Source organism: Agaribacter flavus (assembly GCF_042646125.1).
Classification (GTDB): Bacteria; Pseudomonadota; Gammaproteobacteria; order Enterobacterales; family Alteromonadaceae; genus Glaciecola; species Glaciecola flavus.
Genome location: NZ_JBHRSW010000007.1, coordinates 157117 through 168712 on the forward strand (window position 1 = coordinate 157117; position 11596 = coordinate 168712).

The window sequence follows — 11596 nt, forward strand, 5'->3', positions numbered from 1 at the left end:
ACCATGAAAAAACTGCTTATGCTCTCCTCTATGTTGGGCTTAATTGGAGTGTCTAGCAATTCAAGCGCTGACACAGTATTAGGGGTTTATGCGGGGGCACAAGGCTGGAATATGGGCGTTGAAGGTGGGTTTTCACGCGATGAGAATCTAGCGCAATTTGGCTTTGAAGACGAGACAAACAGCAGTTTTTACCTTGCTCTAGAGCATTTAATTCCAGTTATACCCAATATCAAAGTGATACAAACAGAGTACAGTACCGAAGGGGGGACAAGCCTGACGAGTACCTTCACATTTGGTGATGAAGTCTACTCAGCAAATACATTACTAGAAACAGATATTGATCTAAGTACAACTGACTACATCTTGTATTACGAAATTTTGGATAATGATATTGCCAGCATTGATATTGGTATAAATGCAAAACAAGTTGATGGTGAGTTTGTTGTCGTCGATAGTGAAACGCAGCGCAGTGCCATTGAAGATTTTGATGGATTTGTACCTATGGCTTACGGTCGGTTGGCATTTGGCGTGCCGGGTACGGGTTTAGGTGTTTATGCAGAAGGCAGTTTTTTATCTATTGATGACAGTAGTATTAGCGATTATCAAGTTGCGCTGACCTATAGTTTTGTAGAGTCTTTAGCCATTGATTTAACATTACAAGCGGGTTACCGATCGACTGCTCTAGATATTGAAGACATTGACGGCATATTCGCAGATCTTGAGTTTGATGGTGCTTTTGCAGGAATTGAAGTCCATTTCTAAAAAAAACTTGTGCCAAATTGTGAAAAATACAGCTTAGGCATTTTTGCCTAAGCGACGTTCTCTTAGAAGGGTAGAGATAACTTTGTATTAATTCTATCCATTCCCATCGTAATCAAACTTCATACGATAAAAGATAACTTTCATCATTAATTTGTATAAAAAATCATTTTTAATTCTTTTACGTTATCAACAAAAATCGATAATCTCCTAGCATGAAATAAGATTAGCGATATTTTGATGTCTACGAATAACTCATCGAGTGCTTTTGTTCCTTTGCAAGAGCAACAGTTAAACAAAATTACACAAGCAGTTTCTGAGCTTTCACGAGAGCAATTGATTTGGACTAGCGGATTTTTGGCTGGCATGGCTCAAGGTAATGTGTCTGTCACCTCTCCTGCAATAGCCGATAATGCACCAGCCGCATCAATTACTGTGTTGTATGGATCACAAACCGGGAATGCTAAACATGCTGCAAGTGATTACGCTGACCAACTAAAAGCAAAAGGGCTTGACGTCAGCTTGGTTAACATGGCGGATTATAAGCCTCGTAAAATTAAAGATGAGGCATATCTCATTGTATTCGTAAGTACGCATGGAGAAGGCGATGCACCGGACGACGCAATGGAGCTTCACGAATTTTTAGCCAGTAAAAAAGCCCCTAAGTTAAACAACTTAAAATATGCTGTTGTCGGACTTGGTGATAGTAGCTACGAGTTTTTCTGCCAAACTGGAAAAGACTTTGACACACGGCTGAACAAATTGGGTGCGACGCCATTAAGCGAGCGTTTGGATTGTGACGTAGACTACGAAAGTGCAATCGCTGCATGGACTGAACAGCTCAGTGTTAAGCTTGAAGCACTAGTGGCTAGTTCTAGTGCTGCTACTCAAGTTGCCACTCAGGCTGTTAGCCAAGCATCTCAATCAAGCCAATATACTAAACAAAATCCTTTCGCCGCTACCCTTTCTGAAAGCTTAAAAATAACTGGGCGTGACTCTGTCAAAGATATTCGTCACATAGAAATATCGCTAGAAGATTCTGGTATCCAATATCAAGCAGGCGATGCATTGGGTGTTTGGTTTGTAAATGATAGTGCGGTCGTAGACAAAATAATGGCTGCTACGCAAACTAAAGCAGATGACGAAGTCACAGTTGCCAATGAGTCTATGCCACTTTCTGTTGCGTTGTCGGAAAGGCTAGAGTTGACTTTAACCTATCCGGGTTTTGTTCAAGCATATCAAGCTGCCACAGGCAATGAGGAACTCGCCAGCTTATTAGCAGACAAAGCAACCTTGCGCAAATTTTTAGACGAGCATCAAATTGTTGATATCGTTGAAAAATATCCAGCTAAAGTCAGTGCGCAAACTTTGGTAGATGCTATGCGTGCTATAACTCCACGTTTGTATTCTATTGCATCGTCTCAATCTGAGGTTGAAGATGAAGTACATTTAACGGTTGCACATGTAGCATATGATGCTTTTGGATACCAACATCAAGGAGGCGCTTCAGGCTTTTTATCAACTCGACTTGAGGAAGGGGCTGAAGTTAAGGTCTTTGTTGAAAATAATGACAATTTTAGACTGCCAAGTGATGACAACACACCGGTAATCATGATTGGCCCCGGAACCGGTATCGCGCCTTTTAGGGCTTTTATGCAGGAACGCGATGCTAGAGAAGCCGAAGGTAAAAATTGGTTGTTCTTTGGTAACCCCAACTTTACGCAAGATTTTCTGTATCAAACAGAGTGGCAAGGGTATAAAAAGTCGGGTCTGCTGACAAAAATTAGTCTGGCATTTTCTCGCGATCAAGAAGAAAAAATTTATGTTCAAGATCGTATTAAACAACATGGTCAGGAAGTTTTTGAGTGGTTGGAGTCAGGGGCGCACGTATACATATGTGGTGACGCGTTAAAAATGGCTAAAGATGTAGAACTAGCATTGATTGAACTTATCCAAACACATGGTAAGCGTTCTGAAAAAGAAGCAAAAGAATATTTAGTTGGAATGCGTAAAGCTAAGCGTTATCAGAAGGATGTATACTAATGAGCGAAAAAGGTAAGCTAATTGTAGAAGGTAAACTTTCTGACAACGAAAGATTAAAACGCGAAAGTCAGCACCTTCGCGGTACAATCGAAGCGGATCTCAGTGATGATCTTACGGGTGGATTTACTGCTGATAACTTTCAGTTAATTCGCTTTCACGGCATGTATCAACAAGATGACAGAGACATAAGAGCAGAGCGCACCAAGCAAAAGCTTGAGCCTTTACACAATGTAATGCTCCGCGCTCGCTTGCCCGGCGGCGTTATCACACCGGAGCAATGGTTAGTTATCGAAAAATTTGCTGAAGAAAACACCTTGTATGGTAGCGTCAGACTAACGACGAGACAGACATTTCAGTTTCATGGTGTGTTAAAGCCGCACATCAAAAACATGCATCAAACGCTCAACAAAACGGGTATTGATTCTATTGCGACAGCAGGTGATGTGAACAGAAACGTACTATGCACCAGTAACCCCATAGAATCTTCAGTTCATAAAGAGGCGTGGGAATGGGCTGCAAAAATTAGCGAGCATTTGTTACCTAAGACAAATGCCTATGCTGAGATTTGGTTAGATGGAGAAAAAGTAGACTCCACTCAAGAAGAAGAGCCGATATTGGGTGACAACTACTTACCTAGAAAGTTTAAAACCACCGTAGTTATTCCTCCTTTAAATGATGTCGATGTGCATGCAAATGATTTGAACTTTGTGGCAATTGCCGACGGAGACAAACTTATAGGTTTTAATGTTTTGGTCGGTGGTGGCTTGGCTATGACCCATGGCGACACTTCGACTTTTCCCAGAAAAGCCGACGATCTAGGGTTTATTTCGCTGGATAAAACGCTTGATGTCGCTGCTGCTGTAGTGTCAACACAACGTGATTGGGGAAATCGGGTAAATCGCAAAAATGCGAAAACAAAATATACCATTGAGCGCGTTGGCTTAGACACATTTAAAGCCGAAGTGGAGCGTCGTGCAGAACTTAAGTTTGAAGCTAGCAAAGCCTATGAGTTTACCGAGCGTGGCGACCGATTTGGTTGGGTAAAGGGCATCGATGGGAAACATCACTTGACCCTATTTATCGAAAATGGCCGTATATTAGATTTTCCCGGCAAACCTTTAAAAACAGGTGTACGCGAAATCGCCAAGATACACAAAGGTGATTTCCGTTTAACTGCAAATCAAAATCTTATCGTAGCGGGTGTACCTGAAAATCAAAAGGAAGTCATCGAATCTCTTGCGATTAAACATGGCTTAATGCAGTCAGTATCTAAACAGCGTTTAGATTCTATGGCATGTGTTTCCTTACCAACCTGTCCATTGGCAATGGCAGAATCAGAGCGTTATTTACCTGAAGCGGTAACAGAGCTTGAAGCTATTTTAGCAAAACACGGGATGACTGATGAAAGTATCATCTATAGAATTACCGGTTGTCCCAATGGATGTGGGCGAGCTATGCTTGCTGAGATTGGTTTAGTCGGTAAAGGGCCGAATAAGTACAATTTGCATATTGGTGGGAATAGGGAAGGCACCCGAATTCCTCGCATGTATCGCGAAAACATTAGTGATGTAGAAATCATGCAAGTGGTAGATGGCTTAGTTGGTCAATGGGCTAAAGAACGCAATGATGACGAAGCGTTTGGTGATTTTGTTATTAGAGCAGGTATTATTAAGCCAGTCGTGAATTCGGCTGAGGATTTTTATGAGTAATGCAGCTCAGGTTTCGACGCTAGAAGTGATCGATATCGATATAGATTCCAATCGTTTGCTAGAAATTAATCAGCGATTAAATTCAGCGACCGTGCATGAAAGAGTGGAGTGGGCAATGAAAAATTTGCCCGCAACGCATATCGTATCTTCAAGCTTTGGTGCTCAATCGGCAGTTATGCTTCATTTGATGAACGAAGTTGCGCCAAACATACCTGTAGTATTGACTGATACTGGCTATTTGTTTTCTGAAACTTATCTATTTATTGAAGAACTAACCGCGCGGTTTAACTTGAATTTAAAAGTATATCGGGCGGCAGAGAGTCCTGCTTGGCAAGAAGCAAAATACGGCCAACTGTGGGAAAAAGGTGTAGAGGGCCTCGAAAAGTACAATACGATGAATAAAGTTGAGCCAATGAAACGAGCGCTCTCTGAATTGTCAGTCGGTACTTGGTTTGCTGGCTTGCGGCGGTCTCAATCTGATTCTCGTATGGAATTGGATGTTGTTAAGAAGCAGGCAAAACAATTTAAAGTTCACCCGATTGTAGATCAATCAAACAAACAGTTACATCAATACATGACTAAACATAAATTACCTTATAACCCTCTGTGGGATAAAGGCTATGTCTCTATTGGTGACTGGCACTCAACCACAACGCTTCAAGATGGTATGTCTGAACAAGATACTCGCTTTTTTGGCTTAAAACGCGAATGTGGTCTGCATGAATTTGGCGACGGGGACGGTATCTAACCGTCCTTTTTTCTCAATAGTTATCCCGAGTTCAGGTTAGTTAGTACGGCGGGATTGTTTTGTGCCTAATATGCTCGAGAAGCATTAAGAAAGCTGCATGCATATCCTTTTACACTTTAGTTTTTCATCTATGAAAAAACTTCGGTTTTAACCGACCATACTGAGCTAACTACAACCCAGTCAGCATTTTACCCCTACAATTTCGATAAAACGATTTAGGGTTCCAAGTTATTTGACTTAATACCTTCTGAAGCTAAAAATTTCCTATTTTTTGCAAATAAATGTTTATAGCTCTTTTGCCGATAAACAAATTGTATGGTGATAAATGTGATTTTTGAAGAATTTGCATATTTTTGCTGGCAAAAACACAATTAATTCATAATATTTTCAATCAGCTGTCATATAAATGAAATATAACTATGTTTTTGGTTGATTTTATAGTTATATGTACGTATACTTTACAACAAGTTGATTATGAGGAGACGTCTATGAGAAAACTTGCAACAATACTGCTAGCCTTATCGACATTCTCTGTCATTGCTGCTGATAACACGACTGACGCCAAGAATAGTTTTTCTTGCATGGACAAAAAAACATTTGAAGTAAATGCTAAGTGTATCAGTACGAAGATTGAGAAAAGTGACAATTTTAATCATTCACAGAAGTCATTCTGGAATGAGACAGTAAGTGCCAATGATTATGTAATGGCTACTTTATTAATGGATCCTAAGACCTTAAATATTACTGTAATTGCGCACCGAGATAAGACTTCTGAGAGTTTGGCTAAGTTAACGAAAATTAAAAACTAATTTTCTAACTTTGGTTACAACAAATATAAAGCCTTCCATTTGGAAGGCTTTTTTGCTTTGAGAGAGCGCTTATTTTTATGATTCTAGTGGTGTCATATGAAATACATATATCTGCTGCCACTTTTCTTTTTGCAAATTGAAGCTTTGTTTGAGTTCCTTGTAAGTGAAATCGATGTCAAATTTATCGTAAGACGCTTTTAGCTTATCCTTTTTGTTCGCAACATATTTTTTCCTAGCAGAATAATACTCAGCCATTTTTTGAACTAGAAGGTCGTACTCTTTTTGCATTCTAGCGATTAACTCTTCCGCGTTTGGTAGGTCAAGCAGTTTTGATTTTGCGTGTTTCAACTGCATTTGCAACCTTGCTTTTTCTATTCTTTCTTCTGGTGTGCGACGCAAATTCTTAGTTAAGCCAAACAACGATAGGCTTCTTATCAACCATTTAGTTGGATCGTATTGCCACCAACGGATGCCGTTTCTGTAATCATACTCAAAAATATGGTGATAGTTGTGATAACCCTCTCCAAAAGTAAACAGTGCTAGTATGCCATTATCTCGAGCAGTATTTGTATCTGTATACGGTCTTTTTCCCCATATATGCGCCAAAGAATTAATAAAAAATGTCACATGATGCACAATGACTAAGCGCGCAAAACCCGCAACCAGTATCATGCCAATGATGTCACCATTTAACCAACCAAATAGGCCAGTTATCCCAAAATTTGACATGAGTACGATTGGAACATAATAGTTGTGCTGCCACATTACTATTTTGTCTTTTTGCAAGTCACGGCAATTGGAATAATCAGAATATCTCTCTGCTTGATATTCCCTTAACATCCACCCAATATGCGAAAACCAAAACCCGCGTTTGGCGGAGTAAGGGTCTTTGTCATTAATATCAACATGGCGGTGGTGAACCCTATGGTCACTTGACCAGTGTAAAATACTATTTTGAACGGCCATTGCTCCGCCTATTGCTAAACTCAAGCGCACGCTCCAGTGGGCGTCATAAGTTTTGTGAGACCATAGTCTGTGGTACCCAGCAGTTATAGACATCCCCGTAAAGAATACTAGAAAAACTGCAGTAGCGATTTCGGCTAGATCAATGCCTTTAAAATATATCCAAAGCGGCATTGCGAATATTGTCACTGCAGTTGTGATCGCAAATACGGCTATGTTGAGAGGGATAATTGGTGGTTTTTTCACGGTATTCTTCACTTTATATCACTTAAAAATTTCAGCGTACAACTGTACGCTAATTATACTTTTAGGTACTCCAAAGGCAAGATTTATTTGCAGCAATCAGCGTACTCATGTAGCTTCTATCAAGATGAATAGACAACAACAAAAATTACAAACGCGCCAGCGTATTGTCGATGCTGCTTTTTCTCTTCTTGACGAAAACAGGAGTCTAACTGCCATTAGTTTGCGTGAAGTTGCGCGTGCAGCAGGTATTGCTCCCACTTCGTTTTATCGGCATTTTAGTGATATCAATGAATTAGGTTTAACTTTAGTAGATGAATCTGGTTTAACTTTGCGGCAACTTATGCGACAGGCTAGGCAGCGCTTGGAATCGGGCGGTAGTGTCATCAATATTTCTGTGGATACCTTCATGGAATACATTGTAGAAAATAAAAATATTTTTAGGTTACTACTTCGTGAGCATACCGGCACTTCAAGTGCTTTCCGTGCCGCTGTCATGCGAGAAATTCAACATTTTACGCAAGAGTTGACTGACTACATCGTCGATAATTTGTCCCTTCCTAGGGATATAGCAAGTTTACAGGCTGAAGCCATGGTGAATTTGGTCTTCAGTGCCGGCGCAAAAGCGCTTGATACGGATCTTCAAAAAATTCCAATGATCTCTGAAAGAGTCAAAGTGCAACTTCGATTTGTACAGTTGGGTTCATTTGCGTATGTCAACCATAAAAGCAAATAGACTGCCTGAGTTTACTGAATTAACGCTTAGCTAATAGTACGCCTGTTTCAATGTGAGGTGTAAACGGGAACTGATCAAAAAGTGCTAGCTTCTCTACTTTATGCGTTTTATTTAAGTCCTTCAGGTTTTGCGCTAAAGTTAAGGGATTGCAAGATATGTATAATACATAGTTGAATTGTGCAATTAGTTTAATTGTCTGTTCGTCCAAACCTGCTCTTGGTGGATCGACGAGAACAGAAGAAAACTGATAGTCGTTTAAGTTGATACCCTCCAAGCGCCGAAAAGTCCTAAGCCCCTTAAAAGCTTCGACAAATTCTTCACTCGAAAGTCTTGCTATGGTTAAATTTTCAACATGGTTATCGCGAATGTTTACCTGTGCTGCATTGACGGATGTCTTGGATATTTCTGTTGCCAACACTTTTGAGCAATATCCGCTTAAAGGCACTGAAAAGTTTCCTGCTCCACAATACAGCTCCAGTAAATCACCCTCTACATCACGCAGTTGCTCTATCGACCACTCGATCATGTGTTGGTTTATCAAGGCATTTGGTTGCGTAAAGCTATTTTCTACTTGAACAAATGAGTAAGCCTTATTAAATACAGTTAAACGCTCAGTAACATAATCTTGATTTAAGACTATTTTTTGTTTTTTTGCTCGACCGATAAGGTTGAGTGAAGTGTTTAATTTGGCAGATAGCAAATTTTTCAGTACTTTGGCTTCTTCTTCCCATTCCTCGTTGAGCGCTTTGTGATAAATAAGAGAAATCAGTATTTCATTACTAGTCGTTGCCAAATAATCGATTTGAAAAAGCTTTTTGCGCAGGGTTTGGTTGTCTTTTAGCAAGGGAATAATTACTTCCATAGCACTATTTATCAAAGGGTATGCAGCGGGCAAGTTATCAACGCGGTATTTTTCTTTCGTGCCTTTATCAAACATGATGTGAAACAAGTCTACGCCTTCATGCCATACTCGAAACTCGGCGCGCATCCGATAACCACTGGGAGAAGACTTAAATACTGCTACGTCATTTTGGTAGTATGGCGATAGTAATTCACATAAGTACTCGTGTTTTTTATTTAGTTGCGTTTCGTAGTTCTCGTTCATGCTCGCCATACACATACCTCTTTCGAATGTTGAGCGGGGATTGTAGCTTCGAAAAAAAAAATACCAAGATTTAATTAAAGATTTTGTGAAGGCTGTCCGATACATTAGTTGAGGATAGAGAGGTAAGTAGCATGACTACACATGAAATTGATCGATTTGTGCCTGTAAAAAGTGCAAATACCGATTCGCTACCAAAATTTGGCTATGATCGCCAAGTTTTACCGCATACAGCTGTAAATCAACCATCTTTTGATAAATATGAGCGTGTGGCGGCAAATGAGTCAGTAGTAGCAAAGGTATTGTCTCAATCAATAGAAGACGCGCTTGATCGTCCTAAGCAAACTCTTCCTCTACCCACAAACAGCAATAGCAAGAAATTTGAATATGCGAGTCATGGACTAGCTAATGTTGCTCGTATCAGCGAAAACATATTAAATGAAGTTAAGAGTACGATGTTTAGTGCGTTTAGTGGTAATAACGCGACAGGGGATGTGACTTATTTTAAAGAAGAAGTAATCAAAGGTATCTCGATAGGCGTTAAAAATGCGAAAGAGGAACTTGGCCTAAACACAGAAGGTCAAATAATAAAACAACTCGATACTTTCGAAGCTTCACTCATTCGCGAAATTAATGATTTGCCTAAAGATATATATCATTTATCCGCATTAAAGCACAAAGCAGATTTCTTAGGAACCGATCAATCATTAAATGAACTCAAGATAAATCTCTCGCATGAAAATGCATCTGTGTCGATAAAGTTTATGCAGCATACACTGGAAGAAGTGCAAACAGATAGCGCGATGTATAATACAGCGAAAAGTAATTTGTTGTTTAGTGTAACTGGAAGTTATGCTAATCAAGAGCTTGATAATGTTGCCGACATTGTGAACAAAGCGGACGAGTTAGTTAATCAGTTCTATATTCAAGATATAGAAACCATCTTTCAACGAGCGAAAAACAAAGGCGCGAGTGAAAATGAAATAATTTCTATTGCTAAGCAAATAATCAACAAAGAACATCAAGCTTCAACTATACCAATATACGAAGAAATAAAACATGTTGATGCTGCCAATGATACAAATGAATTAAAAGCGCTTAGAAAAGTTGCTGAATACGTAGCAAACTTACACGATTTTGTTGGTAGCGCTGAAGCTAAGTTTGCTAGCCGTTCTGAGTATAAGCAAATTATTAATGGTATCGTCAACCAAATGGAAGATGTGCAAGTCCCTGACTTATTGCAGGCAATTAACAAATTCCATTCGTTTAACGAAAAATTTATTTAATCCATATTTAGGTTTGCTAGATGCAGTTAAGCCACTTTATCTTTGGCTGGACGAACAATCAAATTACGCTCCATAAACACTGAGTCGTTGAGCTGAGTGATAACAGCTTTCGCGGCGCTTTTTTCTACTTCTATAAAGCCAAAGCCTTTTTTTCTTCCTGTTCTTTTGTCTTTCATTAGTCGCACAGATATCACTTTAGATACCTTCTCAAAATAATTTTTTATAGCGTCTTCATTTGCTTTGTAAGGCAGATTGCCAATGTATAGCGTAACGCTTGCACTGACTTTGTTGAATGCTTCACTTGAACTAGTTTGAGCAGACTTACTTTGAGTAGTAATAAATAGCAGCAAGATCGCTATACAAAGAGTAGGGCTTAAAGCGATTAGTAAGTTACTCGTATTGATAAATAGTAATATAAAGGAAGTGATACTTAGGGTTGAACCTAGAATTAGGGTCTGCTTTATTTTTGTCATTATATTATTTACTCCACCAGAAAAATCTGAAAAATGTTACACGCCAAAATTAGCGAAATGAAAATAACTAAACATGTATTATGTTTTAACTATTATTTTTTAAGATGTCTTATACAGTTATCAAGCTACTAAATTCCCTTAGTTTTTACAAACTAGCTTCACTAAGTTACCGATTTCAACAAAAAGCAAAAATGTAAAACCTGCAAATTTATAAATTTCGATCTAGAAGCCATATGACTTAATTTTAACTAGATAAGCCTAAAGTTTTTGTATGAACTTGTCGAAAAAAGATTCACTTTCAGGGCTTATAGAACGAATAGTAGACTAAATAAGTATTTTTTCCATTTTTTGATAAAAAATACTTGCACTTATTAAATTGTTCCGTAGAATGCGCCTCCGCTGTCAGGGGTAAACACTTGAAGCAGCGATAAGTCAGTCAGAATAACGGTAATGATTTGCTTTTCTTCTGATAATGGATTTCAAAAAAATAAGTGAATTATTTTGAGAAATATCTTGACAAAAAATATGAGGGGCGTATTATTCGCACCCCGCTTGAGACAAGGTCTTAAGCGACATTGAGGTGGTAGTATCAAGCTCTTTAAGAGTTCGAAAAATCCGCCTTAGGCATTAAGCGCTTTTGCGACGCAAAACGGTAATGCCGAAAATGCTCTTTAACAATTTAGCAAGACAATCTGTGTGGGCACTCGTAATGGGTGCTCAAGCAA

10 protein-coding genes are annotated in these 11596 nt (G+C 39.1%); 7 read left to right on the plus strand and 3 right to left on the minus strand.

Annotated elements, in window-relative coordinates; genetic code table 11:
* Window positions 1–3: 3 nt before the first annotated feature.
* The 5 genes from ACFOHL_RS06475 to ACFOHL_RS06495 all read left to right on the plus strand — a co-directional run bounded on the left by ACFOHL_RS06475 (window position 4) and on the right by ACFOHL_RS06495 (window position 6068).
* A complete protein-coding gene (locus tag ACFOHL_RS06475; RefSeq protein ID WP_376919394.1) occupies window positions 4–762 on the plus strand; it encodes a TIGR04219 family outer membrane beta-barrel protein in 759 nt (252 codons plus the stop codon).
* A 237-nt stretch (window positions 763–999) separates the two neighbouring features.
* Entirely contained in the window at window positions 1000–2802 is a 1803-nt protein-coding gene (locus tag ACFOHL_RS06480; protein WP_376919395.1) for an assimilatory sulfite reductase (NADPH) flavoprotein subunit, read from the plus strand.
* On the plus strand, window positions 2802–4511 hold the full coding sequence (gene cysI / locus ACFOHL_RS06485; RefSeq protein WP_376919396.1) for an assimilatory sulfite reductase (NADPH) hemoprotein subunit: 1710 nt from the start codon (window positions 2802–2804) through the stop codon (window positions 4509–4511). Before ACFOHL_RS06480 ends, cysI begins: the two co-directional genes overlap by 1 nt.
* The gene (locus ACFOHL_RS06490) at window positions 4504–5259 is read left to right on the plus strand and encodes a phosphoadenylyl-sulfate reductase (RefSeq protein WP_376919397.1); all 756 of its coding nucleotides are present in this window, start codon (window positions 4504–4506) and stop codon (window positions 5257–5259) included. The genes cysI and ACFOHL_RS06490 overlap by 8 nt, the downstream gene beginning before the upstream one ends.
* Before the next feature lie 488 nt (window positions 5260–5747).
* Window positions 5748–6068: a hypothetical protein gene (locus ACFOHL_RS06495; protein WP_376919398.1), complete on the plus strand. Its 321-nt coding sequence runs from the start codon at window positions 5748–5750 to the stop codon at window positions 6066–6068.
* A 75-nt stretch (window positions 6069–6143) separates the two neighbouring features.
* Here ACFOHL_RS06495 and ACFOHL_RS06500 read toward each other — a convergent pair whose 3' ends face one another.
* Complete coding sequence (locus tag ACFOHL_RS06500; protein ID WP_376919399.1) at window positions 6144–7277, minus strand: acyl-CoA desaturase; 1134 nt, start codon at window positions 7275–7277, stop codon at window positions 6144–6146.
* A 124-nt stretch (window positions 7278–7401) separates the two neighbouring features.
* Here ACFOHL_RS06500 and fabR point away from each other — a divergent pair, with 124 nt between their 5' ends.
* Window positions 7402–8010 carry an HTH-type transcriptional repressor FabR gene (fabR, locus tag ACFOHL_RS06505; RefSeq protein ID WP_376919400.1) on the plus strand — a complete coding sequence of 203 codons (609 nt, stop codon included), beginning with the start codon at window positions 7402–7404 and terminating at the stop codon, window positions 8008–8010.
* A 19-nt stretch (window positions 8011–8029) separates the two neighbouring features.
* Here fabR and trmA read toward each other — a convergent pair whose 3' ends face one another.
* Window positions 8030–9124 carry a tRNA (uridine(54)-C5)-methyltransferase TrmA gene (gene trmA, locus ACFOHL_RS06510; RefSeq protein ID WP_376919401.1) on the minus strand — a complete coding sequence of 365 codons (1095 nt, stop codon included), beginning with the start codon at window positions 9122–9124 and terminating at the stop codon, window positions 8030–8032.
* A gap of 122 nt (window positions 9125–9246) precedes the next feature.
* On the opposite strand from trmA, the gene ACFOHL_RS06515 reads away from it, so the two are divergent.
* Complete coding sequence (locus ACFOHL_RS06515) at window positions 9247–10398, plus strand: hypothetical protein (RefSeq protein ID WP_376919402.1); 1152 nt, start codon at window positions 9247–9249, stop codon at window positions 10396–10398.
* 26 nt (window positions 10399–10424) lie between these two features.
* Here ACFOHL_RS06515 and ACFOHL_RS06520 read toward each other — a convergent pair whose 3' ends face one another.
* On the minus strand, window positions 10425–10871 hold the full coding sequence (locus ACFOHL_RS06520) for an RNA recognition motif domain-containing protein (RefSeq protein ID WP_376919403.1): 447 nt from the start codon (window positions 10869–10871) through the stop codon (window positions 10425–10427).
* Between the last annotated feature and the right edge of the window lie 725 nt (window positions 10872–11596).